At 69.5% G+C, this 22,888-nt stretch carries 23 protein-coding genes; 10 read left to right on the top strand and 13 right to left on the bottom strand.

What is annotated here, in order from left to right; genetic code table 11:
* Positions 1-14: 14 nt before the first annotated feature.
* From N0B31_RS15365 to N0B31_RS15350, 4 genes are all read right to left on the bottom strand, one after another.
* Positions 15-260: a hypothetical protein gene (locus N0B31_RS15365; RefSeq protein WP_260592507.1), complete on the bottom strand. Its 246-nt coding sequence runs from the start codon at positions 258-260 to the stop codon at positions 15-17.
* A complete protein-coding gene (locus N0B31_RS15360; protein ID WP_260592506.1) occupies positions 260-1,261 on the bottom strand; it encodes a cytochrome d ubiquinol oxidase subunit II in 1,002 nt (333 codons plus the stop codon). Before N0B31_RS15360 ends, N0B31_RS15365 begins: the two co-directional genes overlap by 1 nt.
* Positions 1,254-2,690, bottom strand: a complete 1,437-nt coding sequence (locus tag N0B31_RS15355; protein WP_260592505.1) for a cytochrome ubiquinol oxidase subunit I — start codon at positions 2,688-2,690, stop codon at positions 1,254-1,256. Before N0B31_RS15355 ends, N0B31_RS15360 begins: the two co-directional genes overlap by 8 nt.
* Positions 2,691-2,804: 114 nt before the next feature.
* Complete coding sequence (locus N0B31_RS15350; protein WP_260592504.1) at positions 2,805-2,984, bottom strand: DUF8073 family membrane protein; 180 nt, start codon at positions 2,982-2,984, stop codon at positions 2,805-2,807.
* Positions 2,985-3,116: 132 nt separating this feature from the next.
* Between N0B31_RS15350 and N0B31_RS15345 the strand changes: the two genes are divergently transcribed.
* From N0B31_RS15345 to N0B31_RS15330, 4 genes are all read left to right on the top strand, one after another.
* Positions 3,117-3,584: a ferritin-like domain-containing protein gene (locus N0B31_RS15345; protein ID WP_260592503.1), complete on the top strand. Its 468-nt coding sequence runs from the start codon at positions 3,117-3,119 to the stop codon at positions 3,582-3,584.
* 114 nt (positions 3,585-3,698) lie between these two features.
* On the top strand, positions 3,699-5,552 hold the full coding sequence (locus tag N0B31_RS15340) for a cbb3-type cytochrome c oxidase subunit I (RefSeq protein WP_260592502.1): 1,854 nt from the start codon (positions 3,699-3,701) through the stop codon (positions 5,550-5,552).
* A gap of 134 nt (positions 5,553-5,686) precedes the next feature.
* A complete protein-coding gene (locus N0B31_RS15335; protein ID WP_260592501.1) occupies positions 5,687-7,618 on the top strand; it encodes a serine hydrolase domain-containing protein in 1,932 nt (643 codons plus the stop codon).
* A gap of 580 nt (positions 7,619-8,198) precedes the next feature.
* A complete protein-coding gene (locus N0B31_RS15330) occupies positions 8,199-9,605 on the top strand; it encodes an FAD-dependent oxidoreductase (protein WP_260592500.1) in 1,407 nt (468 codons plus the stop codon).
* A 42-nt stretch (positions 9,606-9,647) separates the two neighbouring features.
* Here the strand turns inward: N0B31_RS15330 and N0B31_RS15325 are convergent, their stop codons facing one another.
* Entirely contained in the window at positions 9,648-9,854 is a 207-nt protein-coding gene (locus N0B31_RS15325; protein ID WP_260592499.1) for a hypothetical protein, read from the bottom strand.
* Positions 9,855-9,927: 73 nt separating this feature from the next.
* A complete protein-coding gene (locus tag N0B31_RS15320) occupies positions 9,928-10,683 on the bottom strand; it encodes a glucose 1-dehydrogenase (protein WP_260592498.1) in 756 nt (251 codons plus the stop codon).
* Positions 10,684-10,865: 182 nt separating this feature from the next.
* Between N0B31_RS15320 and N0B31_RS15315 the strand changes: the two genes are divergently transcribed.
* A complete protein-coding gene (locus N0B31_RS15315; RefSeq protein WP_260592497.1) occupies positions 10,866-11,627 on the top strand; it encodes an SDR family NAD(P)-dependent oxidoreductase in 762 nt (253 codons plus the stop codon).
* Positions 11,628-11,699: 72 nt separating this feature from the next.
* On the top strand, positions 11,700-12,938 hold the full coding sequence (locus tag N0B31_RS15310) for an acyl-CoA dehydrogenase family protein (RefSeq protein WP_260592496.1): 1,239 nt from the start codon (positions 11,700-11,702) through the stop codon (positions 12,936-12,938).
* A 17-nt stretch (positions 12,939-12,955) separates the two neighbouring features.
* On the opposite strand, the gene N0B31_RS15305 is transcribed toward N0B31_RS15310, so the two are convergent.
* A complete protein-coding gene (locus N0B31_RS15305; protein ID WP_260592495.1) occupies positions 12,956-13,840 on the bottom strand; it encodes an EamA family transporter in 885 nt (294 codons plus the stop codon).
* A gap of 72 nt (positions 13,841-13,912) precedes the next feature.
* The gene (locus N0B31_RS15300; protein WP_260592494.1) at positions 13,913-14,452 is read right to left on the bottom strand and encodes a hypothetical protein; all 540 of its coding nucleotides are present in this window, start codon (positions 14,450-14,452) and stop codon (positions 13,913-13,915) included.
* 371 nt (positions 14,453-14,823) lie between these two features.
* Between N0B31_RS15300 and N0B31_RS15295 the strand changes: the two genes are divergently transcribed.
* Positions 14,824-15,765, top strand: a complete 942-nt coding sequence (locus N0B31_RS15295; protein ID WP_260643996.1) for a DUF4397 domain-containing protein — start codon at positions 14,824-14,826, stop codon at positions 15,763-15,765.
* Positions 15,766-16,178: 413 nt separating this feature from the next.
* Here N0B31_RS15295 and N0B31_RS15290 read toward each other — a convergent pair whose 3' ends face one another.
* The 3 genes from N0B31_RS15290 to N0B31_RS15280 form a co-directional block, all read right to left on the bottom strand.
* Entirely contained in the window at positions 16,179-16,313 is a 135-nt protein-coding gene (locus N0B31_RS15290) for a hypothetical protein (protein WP_260592493.1), read from the bottom strand.
* 182 nt (positions 16,314-16,495) lie between these two features.
* Positions 16,496-17,290, bottom strand: coding sequence for a creatininase family protein (locus N0B31_RS15285; protein ID WP_260592492.1), 795 nt, complete (start codon positions 17,288-17,290; stop codon positions 16,496-16,498).
* Between the two features lie 66 nt (positions 17,291-17,356).
* Entirely contained in the window at positions 17,357-17,734 is a 378-nt protein-coding gene (locus N0B31_RS15280) for a Rid family detoxifying hydrolase (RefSeq protein WP_260592491.1), read from the bottom strand.
* Between the two features lie 167 nt (positions 17,735-17,901).
* Here N0B31_RS15280 and N0B31_RS15275 point away from each other — a divergent pair, with 167 nt between their 5' ends.
* Together N0B31_RS15275 and N0B31_RS15270 are read left to right on the top strand one after the other, a co-directional pair.
* Positions 17,902-18,141 carry a hypothetical protein gene (locus N0B31_RS15275; protein WP_260592490.1) on the top strand — a complete coding sequence of 80 codons (240 nt, stop codon included), beginning with the start codon at positions 17,902-17,904 and terminating at the stop codon, positions 18,139-18,141.
* A 3-nt stretch (positions 18,142-18,144) separates the two neighbouring features.
* On the top strand, positions 18,145-19,134 hold the full coding sequence (locus N0B31_RS15270; RefSeq protein WP_260592489.1) for a hypothetical protein: 990 nt from the start codon (positions 18,145-18,147) through the stop codon (positions 19,132-19,134).
* Positions 19,135-19,308: 174 nt separating this feature from the next.
* Here the strand turns inward: N0B31_RS15270 and N0B31_RS15265 are convergent, their stop codons facing one another.
* A complete protein-coding gene (locus N0B31_RS15265) occupies positions 19,309-20,454 on the bottom strand; it encodes a mandelate racemase/muconate lactonizing enzyme family protein (RefSeq protein WP_260592488.1) in 1,146 nt (381 codons plus the stop codon).
* 66 nt (positions 20,455-20,520) lie between these two features.
* A complete protein-coding gene (locus N0B31_RS15260) occupies positions 20,521-21,540 on the bottom strand; it encodes an alpha/beta fold hydrolase (RefSeq protein WP_260592487.1) in 1,020 nt (339 codons plus the stop codon).
* A 237-nt stretch (positions 21,541-21,777) separates the two neighbouring features.
* On the opposite strand from N0B31_RS15260, the gene N0B31_RS15255 reads away from it, so the two are divergent.
* Positions 21,778-22,596: an alpha/beta hydrolase gene (locus N0B31_RS15255; protein ID WP_260592486.1), complete on the top strand. Its 819-nt coding sequence runs from the start codon at positions 21,778-21,780 to the stop codon at positions 22,594-22,596.
* Positions 22,597-22,888 lie beyond the last annotated feature (292 nt).

The following is a 22,888-nucleotide window of genomic DNA, read 5'->3' as shown; positions in this document are numbered from 1 at the left end:
GCCGTCGGCCGCGCTCACCCGGTCCGGGCGGCGACCAGCCGGTCGACGTTGTAGAGCAACACCGCCACCGAGAGCAGCGTCGTCACGAGGTAGGCGACGAACTGCGGCGGGCCGCTCGTGTTCCCACCGACGAGCGCACCGGTGAACCCGACGGCCACCAGCCCGAACCACGTGACGAGGATGCGCGAGAGCAGCGCCGTGTCGAGGCCGTTCGCGGTTATCCGCTCGGCCTCGGTCCCCGCAGGTTCCTCGCCCGCCATCAGTACCCCTCCGTGGGTTGGGCAGGGCCACTGAACGCCGAGTAGAGGACGACGAAGTACGACGCGATGAGGGGCAACAGCAGCGCCGCCCCGACCGACATCAGGTTGAGCGGGAGCGTCGAGACGATGGCGCTCTGCACCGTCGCGCCCGTCACCGGGTCGACCGCGGGGTAGAGCGCGAGCGCGACGACCGCCACCAGCCCGTAGGTGAGGGCGGCGCTCGCGACCAGCGCGAGCAGGTCGTGGTCGCGCCGGAGCGCCAGCACGTAGCCCGCCGCGAGCAGGACCGACAGTCCGACGAGCGCGAGGACGGGCACCGAGACGAGCGCGGCCCGGAGGCCGGGCACCGTGACCCAGAGCGCCCCGAGCGAGGCGACCACCGCGAGCAGGTAGCCGACGACGGCCGGCAGGCCGTACGCGCCGAGCGCGTCGTGGAACTCGCCGGTCGTCTTCACGCGGAGGAACGCCGTCCCCGAGACGACGGTGAGCGCGGTGACCGCGAGGCCGACGACGATACCGACGAGCGTGAACGAGCGCTCGGTGCCCGCTAGCCAGTTGCCGACGAACGCGCCGAGCAGGAACGGCGCGAGGACGCTGCCGGCGACGAACGCACGGCCCCACCAGCGCTGCCACGCCGCGTCGTGGCGCTGTTCGTACATCTCGGGCGCCAGCCCACGCAGGATGAGCGCCCCGAGGATGCCGAACATGAGCAGGTAGTGGCGGCTGAACAGGTCGGCGTACACCGACGGGAACGCGGCGAACAGTGCCCCGCCGAAGACGACGAGCCACACCTCGTTGCCGTCCCAGAACGGCCCGATGGCCGCGAGGACGGTCTCGCGCTCCGTCTCGTCCTCACGGACGCCGAACAGCGCGCCCGCCCCGAAGTCGAAGCCGTCGAGGAACAGGAACGTCCCCAGCATCGCGAACAGGAGCGCGAACCACAGCGCCGGGAGTGGCAGCCCGAACAGTGGCTCCGTCGCCAGCGTGCCGAGGTCAGTCATCGGCGGGCACCTCGGCGGGCGGCGTCGACGGGTCCGGCCGGTCGTCCGGCACCGTCCGGAGGTCCTCGCCACCGGGCGGGCCGGCCCGGATGATCCGGGCGACGACGTAGGTGTAGAGCCCGAGCAGGGTGGTGTAGACGAGGACGAACCCGGCGAGCGTGACCGTCGCCTCGGCCCCGGTGAGGCCCGGTGAGACCCCCTCGCTGGTCTTCATCACCCCCTGGATGACCCACGGCTGGCGGCCGACCTCGGTGACGATCCAGCCGAGTTCGACGGCGACGATGCCGAGCAGCGAGGAGCCCATCAGCGCCTTGTGCAGCAGGTCGTCCTCGAGCAACTGCCCCCGCCACCAGCGGTAGCCGCCCCAGAACGCGAGCAGGATGAACCAGAACCCGAGGCCCACCATCGCGCGGAACGACCAGAAGACGATGGCGACCGGCGGGGGCTCGGTATCGAACTCGTTCAACCCGCGTATCTCCGCGTTCGGGTCACCCCCGCTGGCGAGCCACGAGGCCCCGCCGGGGATACCCAGCCCGAACAGCTCCTTCGCGCGTGGGTCCGTCAACTGGTCCGGGCTGGTCGGGAACGCCACGATGTACTCGGGGACGTACCGCTCGGTGTCCCAGACGGCCTCCATCGCGGCGAACTTCTGGGGCTGGGTCTCGTAGACGTGCTGGGCGTACTGGTCGCCGTGGACGACCTGCAGCGGCGCGGTGACGAGCAGCGCGACGAGCGCGATCTTCAGGGTCGCCTCCCAGAACCCCACGTTCGCGACGGAGTAGCCCCAGACGTGGTGGCGGAAGACGTAGTAGGCGGCGACGCCGGCCATGAACAGCGAGACCGACAGCACCGCCGAGTTCTGCATGTGGACGTACATGTACGTGAACCGCGGGGTGAAGTACGCCGCCACCGGGTCGACGAGGTGGACGATGGGCTGGCCGTTCTCTGTGGCGAGCTCGTAGCCCCGGGGCGTCTGCATCCACGAGTTCGCGATGAGGATCCAGACCGCCGAGAGCCACGTCCCCAGCCCGACGGCGACGCTGGAGACGAAGTAGAGCGCGTCGGAGACCCGCTCGCGCCCGAAGACGAACACGCCGAGGAACGTCGCCTCGAGCATGAACGCCATCATCCCCTCGATGGCCAGCGGGCCGCCGAACAGTTCGCCGGCGGTCGTCGAGAACGCCGCGAAGTTCGTCCCGAACTCGAACTCGAGCACGATGCCGGTCACCGTCCCGACGACGAACGAGACGGCGAATATCTTCGTCCAGAACCGGCGCAGCTGCTCGTAGCGCGGCTCGTCGGTCCGGATGTCCTTCCACGTGAAGTAGACGAGGAACGGCGCGAGCCCCATGCTCATCACGGGGAAGATGATGTGCACGATGGTCGTCACCGCGAACTGGAGTCGACTGGCGATGACCGGGTCAACCACGCCGACCACCACCGTCACCGCGCCTGGTACGCAGCCAATGCATGCTCGATGGTCGGGACCTTCCGGCGGTAAGCCCACGCTTGTACCAGTCCAACCCGGCTGTCGGTCGCCCGCTCAGCCGAGCGTGTCCCACCGGCGGTAGAGCGCCACGCCGAACGCGAGGACGATGGCGCCCACGGCTCCCTGTCGCGCGACGGTCCCGAACTCGCCGTTCCCGACCGCGACCGCGCCCCGGACCGCCATCACGGTCGTCACGACCAGCACCAGCGCCAGCACCGCGTGTCGTGTCTCCATGCTCGGACGGTGGGGCCGGAGCGACGTAGCCCCCCGGTTGGACGGCGACGAACGCGGCCGTCGGGTGTCACCCGGTCGGGGTTGGACTGCGGCGACACACGACTGAAGTCGTCGGCGGTCCTACACCCGCCGATGTCAGACAGCGACGCAGCCGAGGCGGTCGTGGAGACGCTGAAGCGAGCCTACCTCGACGAGATGGAGACGGTGATGAACTACCAGACGAACGCCATCGTCCTCGACGGGGTGCGCGCCCAGGAGATCAAAGAGAGCCTGCAGGCCGACATCCAGGAGGAGCTGATGCACGCCGAACGGCTGGGCCAGCGGCTGAAACAGCTCGGCGCGCGGCCGCCGGCGTCGGCGGAGTTCGTCGCCCAGCAGGAGTCGCTCCAGCCCCCCGAGGACTCGACGGACGTGCTCTCGGTCATCCGCGGGGTGCTCGACGCCGAGGAGGACGCCATCGCCACCTACCGGAGCCTCGTCGACCAGGCCGAAGCGGCCGACGACCCCGTCACCGAGGACCTCGCGGTCGAGATCCTCGGCGACGAGGAGGCCCACCGGACGGAGTTCCGCGGGTTCGAGAAGGAGTACAGCGACGACTGAGCTGCAGGCGTCCAGCGACGACCGAACCGAGCCCCGGCCGGCTCGCCGGAACCGAAAGCGGAGTTGGACGTGTCCGAACGGACCCTCAACGTCACGGTTCCCGTTCTTCGGGCGATGGCAGGTGAACTCCTCGCGCTGACCGTCGTCGCCGGCGTGGTGCTGGTCGGGGTGGCGGCGCTCGCGGCCCGGACCGGGACGCTCCGTGCCGGGGTGCCGACCCCGCTCGGCGGCGGCACGACGGTGACACGGACGGAGAAGCCCGGCGGGCTGCGCCGCTGGGTGACGACGGTCGACCACAAGGACATCGGCATCCTCTACGGCGTCTACTCGGTGCTGATGTTCGTCTGGGCCGGTGGGGCCGCGATGCTGATGCGGCTCGAACTGCTCGGCCCGGGCTTCGACCTCATGCAGGCGCAGTTCTACAACAGCCTGCTGACGAGCCACGGGCTGACGATGCTCATCCTGTTCGGGACGCCCGTGCTGGCGGCGTTCTCGAACTACTTCATCCCGCTCCTCATCGGCGCGGACGACATGGCGTTCCCGCGTATCAACGCCATCGCGTTCTGGTTGCTCCCGCCGGGTGCCCTCCTGGTGTGGGCCGGGTTCTTCCTCGCGCCGCTCACGCAGGGTGACATCGGACCGGCCCAGACGAGCTGGACGATGTACGCGCCGCTCTCCATCGAGCAGACGAACCCCGGTGTCGACCTGATGCTGCTCGGCCTGCACCTGACCGGCGTCTCGGCTACGATGGGCGCCATCAACTTCATCGCGACCATCTTCACCGAGCGCTCGGAGAAGGTCAACTGGGCCAACCTCGACATCTTCTCGTGGACCGTGCTGGTCCAGTCCGCCCAGATCCTGTTCGCGTTCCCGCTGCTCGGGAGCGTGCTGGTGATGCTCATCTTCGACCGGAACTTCGGGACGACGTTCTTCACCGTCGAGGGGGGCGGCCCCATCCTCTACCAGCACCTGTTCTGGTTCTGGGGGCACCCGGAGGTCTACATCCTCATCCTCCCGGCGATGGGGCTGGTGTCGTGGATCCTCCCCAAGTTCGCGGGCCGCAAGCTCTTCGGCTTCAAGTTCGTCGTCTACTCCACGCTGGCCATCGGGGTGCTCTCGTTCGGGGTCTGGGCGCACCACATGTTCTCCTCGGGGGTGGACCCACGCATCCGCGCCTCGTTCATGGCGGTGACGCTCGCCATCGCCATCCCGACGGCGGTGAAGACGTTCAACTGGATCACCACGCTCTGGAACGGGAAGATACGGCTCAACGCGCCGATGCTGTTCAGCGTCGGCTTCGTCGCCAACCTCGTCATCGGTGGGGTGACCGGCGTCTTCCTCGCGGCCATCCCCATCGACCTCGTGCTCCACGACACCTACTACGTCGTCGGGCACTTCCACTACTTCCTGATGGGCGGGACGGTGTTCGCGGTGTTCTCGGGCATCTACTACTGGTACCCGCTCGTCACCGGCAAGATGTACCAGCGGACGCTGGCGAAGTGGCACTTCTGGCTGACGACCATCGGGACGAATATCACGTTCTTCGCGATGCTGTTGCTCGGCTACCTCGGCATGCCCCGGCGGTACGCGACGTACAACTTCGACGCCGCCGTCGCGCCGCTGGCCGAGGTGACGAGCCTCCACCAGATCGCCACGGTCGGCGCGCTGATACTCACGCTCGGCCAGCTCATCTGGCTCTGGAACATGCTCTCGTCGTACTACGACGGCCCGACCGTCGAGGACGGCGACCCGTGGAACCTGAAGGACGACGGCATGTTCGGCCGCGATTTCCAGTGGTTCGAGGCGAAGCTCGCCCGCGCGGACGGTGGCGAGGCGAGCGAAGCGAGCCGAGCCTCGTCGGAACTCGTCTCCGACGGTGGCGAGGTCGACGCGGACGCGGTGGCGACCGACAGCGGCGACCCACGAGCGGCGGCCGCCGAGCCGCCGGCAGAACGGACGGACGACTGAGGACTGCTGGCCGCAGACCGACGACGGCGCCTCCTGCCCCGTCGGCACACCCCACCGTCTGCCTCGGCGGTGAGTGTCCAGCACCGTGAGACCCAGCGTCCCGATATATCTGTCACTCGATTCCTACTACTCGCATGACACCCTCCCGATGGACGCCGCTCCTCCTCACCGTCCTCCTCGCGGTGGTGGTGGCACAAGCGGTCACGCCAGCGGCCTTCGCCGCTCCGCAGACCCAGACACACGACCTCTCCGACCCCGACGAGCTCGAATCCTTCGTCGACGGCGTGATGGCCAGCCACATGGAGAGTCACCACATCCCGGGGGCGACCGTGGCCGTCGTGAAGGACGGTGAACTGTTCTTCGCGAAGGGCTACGGCTACGCCGACGTCGAGGCACGGACCCCGGTTCGCGCCGACCGCACGCTCTTCCGGATCGGTTCGGTCTCGAAACTCGTCACCTTCACCACCGTGATGCAGGGGGCCGAGTCGGGCGACCTCGCCCTCGATGCCGACGTGAACGACTACCTCGGGGACTCGCCCGTGACGATTCCGGACACCGACGACGACCCGGTCACGCTCCGGCATCTCGGCACCCACACCGCCGGCTTCGAGGACCGGTACGAGGGGCTGTTCCTCTACGACGAGGCCGACCTCCGTCCGCTCGGTGAGGCGCTCGCCGAGACGCGGCCCGCACGGGTCCGCCCGCCGGGTGCGTACGCCGCGTACTCGAACTGGGGGGCGGCGCTCGCCGGGCACGTCGTCGCCGAGCAGGCCGGTACCCCCTTCGACGAGTACGTCGAGGCGAACGTGTTCGACCCGCTCGGGATGGAGCGTTCGACGTTCCGCCAGCCGGTCCCCTCCAGTCTCGAGGCGGACCTCGCGACCGGCTACCGCTACCGGAACGGCGCGTTCGAGGCCGGCCGGTTCGAGTACGTCGGCATCCCGCCCGCGGGGTCGATGAGCGCGACGGCGACCGACATGAGCCGGTTCATGCTCGCCCACCTCGGCGCTGGCACGTACGACGGCGCACGCATCCTGAACACGACGACCGCGCAGACGATGCACAGCCAGCAGTTCGCGCACGACCCGAGGCTGAACGGGATGGCCTACGGCTTCGTCGAGCAGGACCAGAACGGCGAGCGCGTGATCGGCCACGGCGGGGCGACCGAACTGTTCCACACCCAGCTCGTCCTCCTCCCCGAACACGACGTCGGGCTGTTCGTCTCCTACAACGCCCCCGGTGGTGGCATCGCCGGGACGGAGTTCGTCGAGGCGTTCCTCGACCGGTACTTCCCCGGCGAGGACGCCACGCTCGCCACGCCCGAGGGCGCCGCCGAGCGCGCCGCCAGCCTGACCGGCGAGTACCGCTCGACCCGCGTCCCGTACACGACGTGGTGGAAGTTCGCCGCGCTCCAGCAGGTCGTGCAGGTGCAGGCGACGCCGCAGGGCGACCTCGTCACGGCGCTCCCGGGTGGCGAGCAGTTCGGCATCGGCCCGACTCACTGGGTCGAGGTCGAACCGATGGTCTACCGCGAGGCCGGCGGCGACGACACGCTCGTCTTCCGCGAGGACGCGGGCCAGCTGCGCGCGTTCTTCGGGAGCAACCCGGCCGCGGCGTACGAACGGCTCGCGTGGTACGAGACCTCGAACGTGACCCTCCTCGTGGTCGTCGGGAGCGTCGCCCTGTTCCTCTCGGCCGCCCTCCTCTGGCTCGTCCTCGCGGGTTATCGCTGGCGGACCGGCGAGCCGCCGTGGTCGCGTCGCACGTGGGCGGCCCGTGGCCTCGTCGCGCTCGTCGGCGTCCTCCTGCTGGTCTTCCTCGGGGGCCTCGCGAGCGTCGCGAGCGACCCGTACGCGGTGTTCGCCGGCGCGTCGGGACTCGTCCAGGTCACGCTGCTGGTCCCGTACGTCGTGGCTCTGCTCACGCTCGGGCTCGTCGGGGTCACCGTCTACAGCTGGCGGACCCGCGCGTGGAGCGTCGGCAACCGGCTCCACTACACGCTCCTCGCGCTCGTCGCCCTGCTCGTCGTCTGGGAGTTCGTCTACTGGCGGTTCGTCGGGCTCTGAACGGGCGGGCGCGACCGGGTGACCGGGCGTGGATTCCAGCTCTCCGAGTGCACGGAGGCTGGGCGAGCACTCGCCGCCCCCCGACGGGTCGAGCATCGGACGCGAGTCGCCGCACGCCCCCGCTCGCGTCCGCACTCGGTTGTATTGCGTCCGAGACACAATATCGTGGTTCGGACGACGGCGAACGCTCGCGTGGGTCAGTGGGTCACCGTTCGCCGGCGTCGCGACGAGCCGTCGTCCCCATCTCCCGCCGACCGCCACACGGGTGACACGGCGTCCGCGGCGCGCGGCGACGACCCGGTATCGGGCGATACCTGCGGCTCGGGTCGGTCCGACTCGGTCCGAGGCAGGAGAGGTGGGTAGTGATCGGCCGCTCGAGACGACTCGCGCAACCCGCTTGGCTGACAGGGACTCGGCCGAGCCGGCGTCCCGTCGCCAGACGGTAGGCGCGTGGGGAACGTAATCCTCCGTTCGGAGGACGACGAACGCCGGCCGGTCCGGCGACGCCGACGGACTCGCCGATTCTAATCGTGTGCCACTCACGCAATTCTTTATCAGGCTCGCGCTCGAACGGCCGGATATGACCGAACCCCTGGTAGTGATCGGTGGCGACGCGGCGGGGATGAGCGCGGCGAGCAAGACGAAGCGCGACGACCCCGACCGCGAGGTCATCGTCTTCGAGAAGGGCGAGTGGGTCTCGTACGGGGCGTGTGGGCTGCCGTACTACGTCAAGGGCGACATCGAGAGTCTCGAGGATCTCGTCTCGGTGCCGGCCGAGTCGTTCGTCGAGGAGCGCGGCATCGACCTGCGGACGAACCACGAGGTGACGAGCATCGACACCGAGGCGAGGACCGTGACCGTCGCCGGCCCGGACGGCGAGTTCGAGCAGTCCTACGGCGACCTGCTGGTGGCGACGGGCGCCCGCGCGGTCGAGCCCCCGTTCGAGGGGATGGGCCTCGACGGCGTGTTCACGCTCCACGACATGGAGATGGCGGCCTCGGTCCGGCGTGCGCTCGGGCTCGACGCACCGGGCTCCCGGCAGGAGGGTGACGGCCCGCGCGGCGACGCGAGTGCCGACGGCGCCCCCGAGTCCGTCGCCATCGTCGGCGGTGGCTACATCGGCATCGAGATGGCCGAGGCGTTCCGGGAACACGACCTCGACGTCCACGTGTTCGAGATGTTGCCGCACACGCTCCAGCCGTTCGGGGCCGAGGCGGCCGCGACGGTCGAGGAGCACCTCGTCGAGCAGGGGGTCGACCTCCACCTCGACACGGCCGTCGACGGGTTCGTCGGCGACGAGCGGGTCGAGGCCGTCGCCGTCGGTGACGAGGAGGTGCCGGTCGACCTCGTGCTGGTGGGCGTCGGCGTGCGGCCGAACGTCGAACTCGCCGAGGCGGCCGGTATCGAGACCGGGCCGACCGGCGCCATCGCCACGGACCAGTACGGCCGGACGAACGTGGACCACGTCTACGCCGCGGGCGACGTGGCCGAGGCGACCAACGCGGTCACGGGCGAGCCGGACCACGTCCCGCTGGCGCTGACCGCGAACCGGGCCGGGCGGGCCATCGGTGCGACGCTCGGGGGCGAGCCGACGCCCGTCGGCGAGATCGTCGGGACGGCCGTCGTCAAGGCGTTCGACCTCGAGGTCGCCCGCGCGGGCCTCGTCGACGAGGCGGAAGCACGCGAGGCGGGCTTCGACCCCGTCTCGATCACCATCGAGGCCGAGTCGCGTGCGCACTACTACCCCGGCGGCTCGAGCATCCAGGTGACGATGCTGGGCGACCGCGGGACGGGCCGCCTGCTCGGCGCCTCCATGGTGGGCCGCGAGGGCGTCGCCAAGCGCATCGACACCGTCGCCACCGCGCTCCACACGGAACTGAGCGTCGAGCGCGTGTCGATGCTCGATCTCTCGTACGCCCCGCCGTTCAGTCCCGTCTGGGACCCGGTGCTCACCGCGGCGAAGGTGCTGGCCGGAAAACTGGAGTGAACTGAACCGGGCGGCGCCGACCGTGGCCGGACCGGCTCCGTCTCACCTCTCGGCGTACCAGAGCACGCGCCGGCACTCGACACACACGTACGGCACGGGTTCGAGTATCTCGTCGGCACGCACGCTGCCGAGGAACCCGTCGTCGTCGCCCTCGTCGACGATAGTGAGGTCGCCGAACGCGTCGGTCCCCTGGAGGGTCATCCGTTCGAGCGCGCCGCCACAGTCGGGGCAGGTGTCGGTGCGGGACACGGATGGAGGTCGAGGGTCGCCGAAGAAAAGTCCCTCGGCCCCACCCCCCGGCCCCGGTGACGGCTCTGTCGCTCTACTGGACCGTCAACGCACCGTCGATGGTGAACGGGTGGCCCATCACGTACGAGGCGCCGTCCGAACAGAGCCAGACGACTGCGCTCGCGATCTCCTCGGGCTGGCCCAGCCGCCCGGCCGGGGTCGCGGCGGTCATCTGCTCCAGCAACTCGGCACTGTCCTCCTGCGCGCGGTCTATCATCGGCGTCTGGATGATACCCGGACAGACGGCGTTGACGCGGATGTTCTCGCCGGAGTAGTCGACCGCGGCCTTCCGCGTCAATCCGATGACGCCGTGCTTGCTCGCCACGTACGGTGCGCCACCGCTCCCGGTCTGTCCGGAGATGGACGCGGTGTTGACGATGCGGCCGCCACCCCGCTCGAGCATCGCGGGGATCTCCGCCTGCATACACCGCCAGACGCCCTTCAGGTTGACGTCGATGACTGCATCCCAGTTCTCCTCGGTATCGTCCGCGAGCGGCGCGTTGTCTCCCTCGATGCCGGCGTTGTTGTGCGCGAAGTCGAGCCCACCGTACTCGTCGAGTGCCGTCTGTACCATCCGGTCGACCTCGCCCTGGTCGGAGACGTCCGTCCGGACGAACGTCGCCTCGCCGCCGTCGTCCCCGATCATCTCGACGGTGTCGTGGCCACCGTCCTCGTCGACGTCCGCGACGACGACGCTCGCTCCCTCCCGTGCGAACCGGCGTGCCGTCTCGCGACCGATGCCCGACCCGGCTCCGGTCACGACGGCCACGCCGTCCTGTATTCCGTCCATGATGTGACACCGCCACACCCGTGTGCTCGATGTGGCACAGAATAACACGGTTCGAGGAGATATAAGCGTGCGCCGATACGTGCAGTGCCGGGGGGCGCGAGACGAGCGACTCTCCGCCTGTCGTGTGTCGGACTGGGTGTCGACGGGCGACCAGTTATCCCACAGGCCGCCGAGCGTGTCCCATGCGATTCGAGAACCAGACCGTGTTCGTCACTGGTGGCGGCTCCGGTATCGGCCGCGAGACGGCCCTGCGCTGCGCGCGCGAGGGCGCGACCGTCGTCGTCGCCGACGTGGACCGCGAGGGCGGCGAGGAGACGGTGGCGGCCATCGAGGACCTCGCAGGCGACGCCGACGCCGTCGAACTGGACGTGACCGACGCCGACGCCGTCCGCGACGCGGTGGACGCTGCGGCCGACACCCACGGCCTCGACGTGATGGTCAACAACGCCGGCATCGCCCAGTCCAACGACCCGCTCGAGGAGGTCTCCCTCGAAGAGCGTGACCGTATCGTCGACGTCAACGCGAACGGCGTCTGGAACGGCTGTCGGGCGGCCATCCCACACCTGAAGGCGCAGGGGTCGGGCGCCATCGTCAACGTCGCGTCGCTGGCGGGCGTCGTCGGTCAGCCGTGGTCGGCGGCCTACGCGATGACGAAGGGTGGGGTCGCGAAGATGACGCGCTCCATCGCGTGGGAGCTGGGCCGCCACGGCGTGCGGGCCAACGCGGTCTGTCCGGGGTTCACCGACACGCCGATGGTCCAGGGCGGACTCGAAGAGCGGGACGACCCCGAGGCCGCCCGCGAGGCGCTCGAGCGGCGTTACGCGCTGAAACGGCTCGGCGACCCCGAGGAGATCGCCGCGGCCATCTGCTTCCTCGCCAGCGACGACGCCTCGTTCGTCACCGGTCACGAACTCGTCGTCGACGGGGGGTTCACCTGCGGATAGGGCTGCACGCCCCCCGAGTTCACCCCCGGCGCCTCCCGGGGATTTACATCCCCCTTCCCCCTGTGACTCGCTATGGATTACCACGACTCCGAGAAGGCGGTCGAAGTGGCCTCCCGCGTCGAGGCGTTCATGGAAGAGGAAGTGCTCCCGCGGGAGCGAGAGGCGCTGCGGACGCGTGAACTCGTCTCCGAGGACGAGATACACGACCTCTGGGAGATGGCGAAGGAGCGCGACCTGTTCGCCCCGCAAGTACCCGAGGAGTACGGCGGCCAGGGGCTGAACTTCCGCGACATGCTCCCGTCGTTCGAGCAGGTCGGCCGCTCGCTGTTCGGCGCGCTCTCAATCCGCGCGAACGCGCCGCAGGAGGGGAACATGCACACCCTCGAGATAGCGGGCACCGAACAGCAGAAAGAGGAGTACCTCCGGCCGCTCGTCCAGGGAGAGATACAGACCGGTTTCTCGATGACCGAGCCGATGGACGGCGGCGGCTCGGACCCGAAGATGCTGAAGACCACGGCCCGCAAGGAGGGCGACGAGTGGGTCATCAACGGGCACAAGTGGTGGACCTCGGACGGCTACGCCGCCGACCTCCTGCTGGTGATGGCCCGCACCGATATGGACGCCCACCCGTACGCGGGGACCTCCATCTTCCTCGTACCGACCGACGCGGACGGCGTGGAGATCGTCCGGAACATCCCGCACCTCGGCGGGCACGGCATCGTCGACATCGAGCGCGGCCACGCCGAGATCAAGTACCGCGACGTGCGCGTCCCCGAGGAGGCGCTGCTCGGTGAGCTGAACGGCGGCTTCCGCCTCGCCCAGCTCCGCCTCGGCGGCGGCCGGCTCACCCACTGCATGCGCTACTCCGGGATGGCCGAGCGCGCCCTCGAGATCTCGAAGGCGTACCTCCAGACGCGCCACGGGTTCGACGAGTCGCTCTCGGAGAAGCAGGCGCTCCGCCACCGTATCGCCGACGCGGAGACCGAACTCCACGCCGCGCGGACGATGGTGCGCCACGCGGCCCGCGAACTCGACGAGAGCGACGCCCGCATCGAGGTGGCGATGGCGAAGATGTACACCGCGAACGTCACGAACGAGATCATGGACCTCGCGGTCCAGTGTCTCGGCGGCAGCGGCATCAGCAAGGACCTCCCGGTCGCGCACTTCTACGAGGCCGTCCGGCCGTTCCGCATCGTCGACGGGGCCGACGAGGTCCACCGCCGGACCATCGCCCGCGACGCCTTCGAGGACGTCTACGACGCGGACATGGAGAACGTCGTCGAGTTCGACTCCGACCTCGACATGACCTGAGCGGAGCGACACGCGGCTCACCCGCTCGCGACCAGCGCGATGCCCGCCACCGCGACGACCGCCGCCGTGAGCCGACGCCCGAGCAACCCCTCGTCCAGCAGGACGCTCCCGAGCAGCACCGCGACGATGGCCTGCGTGTTGACGAGCGGCGAGACGACGCTCGCCGGCGCCGCGGCGAACGAGACCGTGGCGAGGTGGACGCCGACCGCGAACACGGCGCTCAGCGCGACCGCGCCGGGGAGCGCCGGGCGGAGCCGCGACCACTCCACCCGCGGTATCGCGAACGGGAGCGCGACGGCCGCGACGGCGACGAAACTGAACAGCGCGACCGCCTGCGTCGTGAACGGGGTGGTCGACAGCACCGCGCGCGTCCCCACGTCGGCCATCGCGAACAGCACCGCACCCAGCAGCGCGAGCTGTGCCGGCCGGTAGACGACCACCCGCCGTAGGGGCGCGAGCGCCGAGTCGGTCTCGTAGTTCGCGACGTAGATGGCCACGCCGGCGAGTCCCACCCCGAGGACCTGCAGGCTGCCGAGGTCGGTCGTCAGGACGAGCAGTTCGATGGGGAGGACGAACACGGGGACGAGCTTGTTCAGCGGCGCGATGTAGGAGACGTCGCCGAGCTTGAACGCGCGGACGGAGACGAGGTTGGCGGCCGCGATGACCAGCCCCACGCCACAGAGCAGCGCCACGTCGGCGAGCGTCGTCTCCGCCGGGACCACGGCGGCGCCCGCCGGCCACGTCAGCGCCGCGATGAGGAGGTACCAGCCGAAGCCCGCCGTCTCGTTGACCGCCGTGTAGACCGTCGCCGGGAGCGCGTCGAACGAGCGCTTGTAGACGTAGAGGTAGGCCCCGAAGACGAGCGCGGCGGCCAGCGCCGTCGGTACCCCGGCCTGAATCACGAGCGGGCGTAGGGACAGCCGGGTGGTGAGGGTGTCGTTTCCCGTCGACCGGGTCGCCCGGCGGCCACCCCCTCAGCAGTCGTATCGCCGCGTCCCCTCACGGACCGTGAGCGTCCGGCTCGTCTCCAGCAGCAACTCGCCGTCGGCCATCTCGACGCGGATGCCCAGTGTCGTCTCCTCGCCGACCGAGAGCGTCTCGTCGTCCTCCAGTATCCAGAACAGCGAGACGTCCGTCGTCCCCTCCGGGTCGACCCGCTCGGTCCGTGTCGCGTCGAGCGCCCGCAACGTGAACACGACCCGCGCGTCGGCGGCGCCGAGTTCGAGGCCGCGTTCCTGCGGGAGCGTCACGAGCGCGTCGCCGAGTAGGCTCACGCTGTCGCCGGGCGTCCCGCTCGCGATGCACGTCTGGACGGTCCCGTTCGTCGACGGCGGCGAGAACTCGTCGTTCAGCCGGAGGTCGAGGTCGTCGGTCGCGACGCTCGCCTCGTCGGCCGCTGTCCCGCCGGGCAGCCCGTCGGTCGGGCCGCCGAGGAGGAACACGCCGGCGAGGACGACGACGAGGAGCAGCCCGACCACGCCTGCCGACCCGTAGGTGAGGAGACGGAGCCCCATGGCTCGGCGTTCGGAGGTGGACGTAGGTGTCTTGTGGTCGAGTTCGAGCGGTCGGGTAGAGGGTCGTTGTCGGTGACTCCCGAAGACGACACGGACCGTGCGTGGGGACAGTCAGGGCTGGACGAACGACATGGTTTCCGTAATCTCGGGCCCGAACGGAGCGGCCGAGACGGTCGGTGATTCGGGAGTTATGCAGTACCTTCCGAGCGACCGGCCCGCCGCCCCCACGGAGTGAGCACGGCACCTCACCGCGACCGTGACCGTGACTCCGGCGAGACTGTCCGTTCGTGGAGAAATAGACTACTAGAACCATAACGAAGGCCGATTCTGTCCACTTATCGGCCGCAATGTCGAATAAATCGATAGTGGCGATGGCCATCGCTCTGGCCGTCGTCGTCGGGTCGGTCGCGGTCGTCGGCGGGGCGACCGGCTCGCTGTTCGTACAGGAGGAATCAGAAGCGCTGACATCACAGGAGACCACGTACGTCCGTGTGGCTCACGCGTCGCCGGACGCCCCCGCCGTGGACGTCCTCGTCGAGAACGAGACGGTGGTCGCGAACGCCTCGTTCGGTGACGTGACCGACTATCTGGAGCTGGCTGCGGGGACGTACAACGTCACCATCACCGCCGCGGACGACCCCGAGACGGTCGTGTTCGACGACCAGGTGACGTTCGAGCCGCGGTCGGCGACCACCGTGGCCGCCAGCGGTGAGATCAGTGAGACTGCCAACACCACGTTCGCGCCGGTCGCGTTCAGTGACGACGCGCTCGCGGTCGGGGAGAACGAGTCGGCCGTCCGGGTCGTCCACCTCTCGCCCGACGCGCCCGCGGTCGACGTGACCGTCGGGGAGGGTAACGAGACGGTCGTGCTCGCCGACAACGTCACGTTCCAGAACGCCTCGTCGTACGTGACCGTTCCCGCCGGCAACTACACCGTGGACATCCGCGCGGCGACAGCGGCGAACAACGGCACGGTAGTCACCTCCGTCGACGTCCCGCTCGAAGGTGAGACTGTCTACTCCGCGATGGCCGTCGGCTACCTTGACCCCGCCTCGGCCCCGGCCGACACGCCGTTCGAGGTGCTGCTGACCGAGGACGCCGAGACGACGATCACCATCCCGTCGGATGAGACGCCGACGCCGACGGAGACACCGATGCCGACGGAGACGGAGACTGAGACGGAGACTGAGACTGAGACGGAGACTGAGACGGAGACGGAGACGGAGACGGAGACTGAGGAGACCGAGACAGAGACGGAGACCGAGACAGAGACGGAGACCGAGACAGAGACGGAGACTACCGAGGAAGCCTAACCCGAGTCTCCGGGCCCACGGGTCGTCTCGACTCACGGATTCCGAAGCCGTCCGTGAGTCGCACGAGCGGCGCTACGCGCCGAAACACCCCGGTGACCCCGACTCGGTGTCGGCCGTCGTGGGCACTCGCTTCCCCGCGAGCGGCGACGCCGAGCCCGCGGGTGAGCGTACCGTTCCGTGATCGGGCCGAGCTCCACCCGGCGACACTCCGGACCGGCCGCTGATGATGGAGGTGACGCTCGACAGAAACCGATACCGCGGGTGGGCGGCCGATGTGGCCGCCGTCGCTATGGAGCCGTCGTGCCCCGCGGCCGGCACGACGGGTCGGCCATGGTAACTTCGATGTGGCGCAGTGTGGACGCGGGACCGTTCCCTGCGTCCCGACCTGATCGCCGACGTTCGGTGGACCGGACTCAGTTCACCACCTCCCGGCAGGCCGTGCACCGCGACCCGTCCACCGAGGTGTCCCACGCGAGCGACCCCTCGCCGCAGGCGGGACAGGAACTGTAGCTGGCGCACCGGACGAACGGTGGTGAACTCGCAGACATTACAGTACGAACGTTTCGAGGATAGCTGATAAAGTTTCTGAATCAGGGTGTAGAAACTGTATAAGGTATCTGGATGTGTTGTAGAATCGGGTCGGTAGTGGACGAGTGAGGGTCAGCGGTGGCTCCACCGTGGGCGTTCGTGGGTCCCAGTTGCGTGAGCCGGGCCCACTCGACGCTCGCGCTCAGTCGTCCCGCTCGCAGGTGTGCCCGTGGATGGCCTCGTAGAGCCCCGCCAGCTCCGCGCAGAGGTGGGTGAAGAGTCGCTCGCCTTTCTCGGCGGTGGCGAGTGTCGGGTCGCCGATGGCCCCCGACTCGGTGTAGGCGGTGAACGGCCGGTAGACCGCCATCGACCCGCCGACGAACAGGTCCTGCCGGACGCGGTCGTACGGCTCGTCCATCATCGTCCCCTCCGCGCGGTCCACGTCGACGAGGTCTGGGTAGAGGTGGAGGACGAGCGAGGTCTCGAACTCCCCGCCGTGGCCCGTCCCGCCCACGTCGGAGTCCCGGACCTCGTCGGCGATGTCGGCGGCGAGGGTGAAGTAGGTCAACGCCGACACCTCCACGTCGGGGTGGTCGGCCCCGACCGAGACCGCGACGGCGTCGACGAGCGCGGCGTTCCCGCCGTGCCCGTTCAGGAACAGGAGTGCGTCGAAGCCGTTCTCGAGCGCCGTGTCGGCGATGCCCTCGAGCAGCGTCGCCAGCGTCTCGCGTTCGAGGCTCACCGTCCCGCCGAACGGCAGGTGGTGTGGCGAGAGCCCGGTCCAGACCGGCGGGGTGATCAGCACCGGGGCGTCGGTCGCTTCCGCGGCACCGTGTGCCACCGCGTCGGCGAGCAGCGTGTCCGTCGCCGTCGGGAGGTGATAGCCGTGCTGTTCGAGGCTGCCGACGGGGACGACCAGCAGCGAGCCGTCTCGCGACGCGAGGTCGAGGACCGCGCCGTAGGGGCGGGTCGCCCACGCGGTGTCGGTGAGTCGCATAGCCCCGGTAGGCCGAACGGTGGGAAATAGCCACCGCTGGGGGCACCCGACGTGGCCTCGCTCCCGCTACTCGACGGCCGCGACCACCTCGATCTCGACCCCGAGGTCGACCGGGAACTCGCCGACCTCGACCGCGGTCCGGGCCGGGAACGGCGCGCTCACGTACTCCTCGTAGACGTCGTTGACCGCGGCGTAGTCGGCCATGTCGCCGAGGTATACCGTCGCCTTCACGACGTTGTCGAGCGAGGTGCCGGCGGCCTCCAGCACCGCCGCGAGGTTCTCCATCGTCCGTGCGGTCTGTGCCCCGATGTCGCCGTCGACCACCTCGCCGGTCTCCGGGTCGAGCGGTCCCTGCCCGGCGGTGTAGACGGTGTCGCCGTGTCGGATCGCCTGCGAGTACGGGCCGATAGCACCCGGTGCCTCGTCGGTGGATATCTGCTCCATGTGTGGCCGACCCACGGTCTCCACCGGGAATATCGTTGCGTGGCCTGGAGCCAGTGGGCGTGATCGATATCGACGTGCCGACCGACCGCGGCTCGGGCGGTTCGAGCACCGTGCTGAGCTGGCGCAGCCGGCGAGCTTAATCCGGTGAGAGACCTATATAGGGTCTAATGCTCGCAGAGATACGGCGCGCCAACCGAGACACACGCGTCCAGTACGGCCTGATGGTCGTGTTCGGCTCGCTGTGTATCGTCACCGCTCTCTCCCCGCTCCAGGACCCCATCCGGATCACCGTCGTCGGCACCCTGTTCGGGTTCACCGCCGGGCTGTGGGTGTCCCACCTCGTCCAGGTGCTCCAGCGGGCGATCGAGGCGACCAGGAACGAGGCCAATGCCACGCCGGCCGACTAAGCCATGAACACGACTGATACAAGACCAACCGAGCGTGCGGAGCCGGAATCAGACTCTGGATTCCTCAAGAGCATCGAGTTCGTCACCGGCCCGGGTGCCAACCTCGGGTCGCTCCTGCTCGTCATCGGGCTAGTGACGTGCGTGTTCATCGCGCTGTTCCAGCTCACGATTCCGGACCCCATCTCCTATCTGCTGACCGCCGGTGTACTCTTCGTCACCGTACTCAGCGCCATCTTCGCGTTGGTGCTCGATTCCCTCGGGTACTTCGAGGCGACAGCCGGCGACGTGGACGAAGCGTCGACCAGCGACTCGACCGGCAAGTCGGCGATGTCCGCCCAGCCGTGGGTGCCCGCGAACAGGCCGTCGACGCCGCTCCCCCCGATAGTCAACTTCGACGACGAACTCCGAGCCTACGCCGACATGTACGACGGCGACCTCCCGAAGCAGTTCGACCCGTTCATCGAGGACTACCGGCGGCTGAAGGTCAACACCGGCAACCGACGGACCATCGCGAGCGACCTGCGGGCCGACCTCAACCCCATCGGCGCGCTCTTCCAGGAGGGAACCGAGGGCCACGAGCTCTACGAACAGATCGGCGAGCGGCTCTTCCGGTACATCGACGCCGACGCCGAACACGTCAGCCTGGGCCGCATCGTGTTCTACGACGCCGCGGGCGAGGAGGTCGAGGTGGAGGCGGTGCGGAACCAGCTCGGCCGCGTCGAACTCACCGTCGGCAACGAAGGGGAGGCGGTCGACGTCGACGTCGTCGTCCAGTTCTACGACGCCAGTGGCGCGGCCATCTCCAGTCGCACCTGTCGGGTCGGGACGGTCCGCCCGGGCGCGTCACGGACGGTCGACACGGACGTGTTCGTCCCTCTGGAGACGGTACGCGCTGGCACGACCATCCAGGTCTCGACCCCCCCGCTTCCGGAGCGGACCTCGGAGACGCGCCCCCGGCCGGGGTCGCCTCCACACCGGCGGTCACCCTCGTAAGCGTGCCAGCGGCCAGTCCGCGATCGACCTGCCACGCGTCTCGGGCGGCCGCGGCGCCCGACGACCACGCGCCGAGCGGGTCGGCCGGGAACTGTCGTCGCGAACTGCTACCTGCGGTGTCGACGTCGCCGTCCACGGGAGCCGGGTACGCGAACGCTGAGCCCCCCTACCGCCTCAGAGCGTGACCTCGTAGCTGATACCCTTCCCCTCCGTGACCCGCAGCGCCTCAACCTTCTTCTCGTCCACCTCGACCCCCAGCCCCGGTCCGTCGGGGACGCTCATACAGCCGTCGGTGACCTCGAAGCGCTCCTCGACCACGTCGTCCGCCAGCGCGTAGTTGACCCGGTCCGGCGGGAGGTCCATCGCCGGCTCGCTGGCGACGAAGTGCAGGACGGCGGCGTTCTTGATGCCGAGGTCGAAACTGGAGTGGTGGGCGACCGAGAGGTTCGCCTCGTCACAGAGCCCCATCAGTTTCTTGGTCGCCAGCAATCCGCCGACGGGAACCATGTCGACGACGGCGGCGTCGATGGCGTCCTCGCGGACGAGCTCGAACAGGTTCCGCCGGTGGTAGGTGTCCTCGTTGACGGCGATGGGGGTCCGGAGCCGCTGGCGGAGGCGTGTGTACCCACCGACGCTGTCGGTCCGTAACGGCTGCTCGAAGTACTGGAGGTAGACGCCGTTGGCCTCGAGCCGAGCGGCGGTCTCCGTCGCCTCGCCGTAGCTCATCGTCTGGTTCCCGTCGAGTCGGAACTTCAGGTCGCCGTCGACGGCCTCGTGCATCGCGGTCAGCCGCTCGACGTCCGCGTCCACGTCCAATCCACTCTTCGTCTTGATGACCCCGAACCCCTCCTCGCGGGCCCAGCGCGCCTGCTCGGCCGCCTCCTCGGGGTCGGTGATGCCGAGACAGTACGCGATGGGCACCTCGTCCATCCGCTTGCCGCCGAACAGCTGGTGGAGCGGGACGTCCTTCGTCTTGCCCAGCGCGTCCCACATCGCCATCTCGACGCCGGCGACGTACGGCCGGACGTGCATGTACGGGTACTCGAAGGAATCGAGGAAGGACTCCACCTCCCAGACCTCCCGGCCGAGCGCCTCGGGACCGACGACGTGCTCCATCACCGCCCGTGCCACGTTCGGCTCGGGGTCGACCATCGTCTCGCCCCACCCGACGACGTCGTCGTCGGTCTCGATGCGGACGACCAGCCGCAGGACGTGCTCGAAGGTGTGGTAGCCGGCGACGTACGGGGCGACGCCGTACGGCTCCTCACGGGACCTGATCTCGACCTGCACCGGGGTGGCCTCGAGGCTCGTTATCTGCATGGCAGACCTGCCCTGGCTCGGATATTCACTCTGTCGCCCCCGGCGAGCGGTGTCGTGGGCCGGCTCCTACGGATTCGGCCGACCGTCGGGCGCGACGACCGACTCGGTGAACCGCTGAACGGCCCGTCCGGCCCGGTCGGCGTCGGGCCCGACCCAGGCGAGGTGGTCGGCCTCGACCCGGACGAGTTCGGCCTCCGGGAGTGCCTCGGCCACGTACTCCGCGTGGTCGATAGGGACGGCCGCGTCGAACTCGCCGTGGACCACGAGCGTCGGACACTCGATGGTCCCGTAGTCCACGTGCGGCAGGTCGCGGAACAGGCGCTCGTCGTGGAGCGTCCCGTCGATGCGTGCACTCACCGGCAGGACGGTCGGTGCGAACTCGAGCACCCGCTCGCGGTGGTCCGGACTCGTCAGGACGAACTCGACGTACCGGTCGAGGTCGTCACCCTCCAGCGTGGACAGTTGGGCGTGGAGTGACGCGACGAAGCGGTCCGGAGCGACCCCTCGGAGCGCGGCGAACACGCCCGAGCGGACGTCGAGCACCGGCGTCGACGTGAGCAGCGGGTCGAGGACCGGGTTGCCGGTGTCGAACAGGCGCTCGTCGTACTCGACGGTGACCGCGCCACCGAGGACCAGCCCCGAGACCCGCTCCGGGTAGTCGGCCGCGAGCTGGAGCGCGTGCGGCCCGCCGCCGGAGAGTCCGACGACCAGCGCCTCCTGCACGTCGAGTTCGTCGAGCAACGCCACCAGCAGGGCGGCTTGGTCCTCGAACGTCAGCGTGTCGTCGAGCGGCGTCCGCAGATAGCCCGGACGCGACGGGGCGATGATGTCCATCTCGTTGCCGAACAGCGCCTCGCCGAGGAGGATGCTCTGGTCGTAGCCGCCGGGGTTACCGTGGAGGATCAGGACCGCCTCGCCCGAGCCACGGCGGGCGACCTCGACCTGTCCGCGGTCGGTCGCGACGAGTTCGCTGCCGGCGGCCAGCTCGGCCAGTCGGCGCCGCTTCCACCCCCAGAGCGCGGCACCTCCCGCACCGAGGAGGAGGCTGGCTCCGCCGACGGTCCACCGAGTCCAGTCTGGCCTCATGACCGACTAGAACGGCGCCGCACGCTGATAGTCCCGTGTCATGGATTCCGAACTGTCGGGGGCTCATACAGCGGTCCGCCAGGACTGTACCAAGGGGGACCCGTCGTGAGTGGCCGGGGCCGTGACGCGGCGGGACTGCTCGGCCCGTGGACGACCGCACCCGCCCACTCGCCGACGCCGGCGGTGCACCGAGACCCACCGGAGTCTTGACAATCTCGAGGCTCGACCACGGTGACGATGGGAGACGGGCGTCTCGCGGCCGTCAGAACGTGGCTCGAGGAGCTCTCACGCCGTCGGGCACTGGCGCTGGTCGCCGGCACCCTCGTCGCCATCCTCGTTCTCGCGGGCGTCGCGTTCTCCGTCTACTTCGGCGTCCTCGGACTCCAGGCGCCGCCGGGCGTCGAGGAGGCGGTCCGGGCGGACCCGAACGTCACCGTCGAGACGGCCTACGGCGGCTACGTCGTCCACGACGCCGATCCCGGGGCCGAGACGCTCGGCATCGTGTTCTACCCCGGCGGCCGGGTCGCCCCCGACGCGTACCTGCCGTCGGCGGCGGCCATCGCGACGCGGGCGAACGCCACCGTGTTCGTGCCGGGGATGCCGCTCAACCTCGCCGTCTTCGACCCGTCGCGTGCGGACGCCGTCGTCGCCGGCGAGCCCCAGATCTCGCGGTGGGTCGTGGGCGGCCACTCACTCGGCGGGGCGATGGCGTGTCGCTACGCCGCCGACAACGCGGACCGCGTCGACGGCCTCCTCATCGTCGGGGCGTACTGCGACCGGCCCGTCCGGGGGATGCCCGGGCTCGCCGTCGTCGGGACGCGCGACGCCGTCCTCGACCGCGAGCAGTTCGAGGCCACGCGAGGGAACCTCCCGACGCCACGACGGGTCGTGTTCGTCGAGGGGATGAACCACTCGCAGGCCGGCTGGTACACCGGCCAGCGTGGCGGGCAGCCGGCGACAATCTCGACGCCGGAAGCCCACCGGCGGCTGGCGGACGAGGTGGCCGGGTGGCTCTGTGCGGAACTGGAGCACTGCGAGAGCGACTCGCCGGGGTGAGTCCTATCGAACCCGAGCGACTGCTGTCGGGTGGGCACACCGGCTCGCTGGCCTCGCGGACACCGAGCAGGGGTGGCCGCGTTCGCCGGACGCCGCGCACGTCGCCCCGACCCACGTGAACCGTGGGTTGGTACGACGATCAAGCGATTTGCCGTCACCCAAAATCAACCACTACCAGTTACGAACTGGCGTTAGCGTTAGACAAAATTATTATTGTTCAGGTGGAACCACGACCGATGCAATCACGACGAACCAGCCCTTCGACGGCCATCGACAGCACCAGTGCGTCCGC

Source organism: Salinirubellus salinus (genome assembly GCF_025231485.1).
GTDB classification, from domain to species: domain Archaea; phylum Halobacteriota; class Halobacteria; order Halobacteriales; family Haloarculaceae; genus Salinirubellus; species Salinirubellus salinus.
This window is presented reverse-complemented; position numbering and strand designations above follow the sequence as displayed.

Bases quoted from the DNA above. Each gene is read 5' to 3' on its own strand.
- N0B31_RS15365 (WP_260592507.1), bottom strand. From the start codon at position 260: ATGGCGGGCGAGGAACCTGCGGGGACCGAGGCCGAGCGGATAACCGCG.
- N0B31_RS15360 (WP_260592506.1), bottom strand. From the start codon at position 1,261: ATGACTGACCTCGGCACGCTGGCGACGGAGCCACTGTTCGGGCTGCCA.
- N0B31_RS15350 (WP_260592504.1), bottom strand. From the start codon at position 2,984: ATGGAGACACGACACGCGGTGCTGGCGCTGGTGCTGGTCGTGACGACC.
- N0B31_RS15345 (WP_260592503.1), top strand. From the start codon at position 3,117: ATGTCAGACAGCGACGCAGCCGAGGCGGTCGTGGAGACGCTGAAGCGA.
- N0B31_RS15340 (WP_260592502.1), top strand. From the start codon at position 3,699: ATGGCAGGTGAACTCCTCGCGCTGACCGTCGTCGCCGGCGTGGTGCTG.
- N0B31_RS15335 (WP_260592501.1), top strand. From the start codon at position 5,687: ATGACACCCTCCCGATGGACGCCGCTCCTCCTCACCGTCCTCCTCGCG.
- N0B31_RS15330 (WP_260592500.1), top strand. From the start codon at position 8,199: ATGACCGAACCCCTGGTAGTGATCGGTGGCGACGCGGCGGGGATGAGC.
- N0B31_RS15320 (WP_260592498.1), bottom strand. From the start codon at position 10,683: ATGGACGGAATACAGGACGGCGTGGCCGTCGTGACCGGAGCCGGGTCG.
- N0B31_RS15315 (WP_260592497.1), top strand. From the start codon at position 10,866: ATGCGATTCGAGAACCAGACCGTGTTCGTCACTGGTGGCGGCTCCGGT.
- N0B31_RS15310 (WP_260592496.1), top strand. From the start codon at position 11,700: ATGGATTACCACGACTCCGAGAAGGCGGTCGAAGTGGCCTCCCGCGTC.
- N0B31_RS15300 (WP_260592494.1), bottom strand. From the start codon at position 14,452: ATGGGGCTCCGTCTCCTCACCTACGGGTCGGCAGGCGTGGTCGGGCTG.
- N0B31_RS15295 (WP_260643996.1), top strand. From the start codon at position 14,824: ATGGCCATCGCTCTGGCCGTCGTCGTCGGGTCGGTCGCGGTCGTCGGC.
- N0B31_RS15290 (WP_260592493.1), bottom strand. From the start codon at position 16,313: ATGTCTGCGAGTTCACCACCGTTCGTCCGGTGCGCCAGCTACAGTTCC.
- N0B31_RS15285 (WP_260592492.1), bottom strand. From the start codon at position 17,290: ATGCGACTCACCGACACCGCGTGGGCGACCCGCCCCTACGGCGCGGTC.
- N0B31_RS15280 (WP_260592491.1), bottom strand. From the start codon at position 17,734: ATGGAGCAGATATCCACCGACGAGGCACCGGGTGCTATCGGCCCGTAC.
- N0B31_RS15275 (WP_260592490.1), top strand. From the start codon at position 17,902: ATGCTCGCAGAGATACGGCGCGCCAACCGAGACACACGCGTCCAGTAC.
- N0B31_RS15270 (WP_260592489.1), top strand. From the start codon at position 18,145: ATGAACACGACTGATACAAGACCAACCGAGCGTGCGGAGCCGGAATCA.
- N0B31_RS15265 (WP_260592488.1), bottom strand. From the start codon at position 20,454: ATGCAGATAACGAGCCTCGAGGCCACCCCGGTGCAGGTCGAGATCAGG.
- N0B31_RS15260 (WP_260592487.1), bottom strand. From the start codon at position 21,540: ATGAGGCCAGACTGGACTCGGTGGACCGTCGGCGGAGCCAGCCTCCTC.
- N0B31_RS15255 (WP_260592486.1), top strand. From the start codon at position 21,778: ATGGGAGACGGGCGTCTCGCGGCCGTCAGAACGTGGCTCGAGGAGCTC.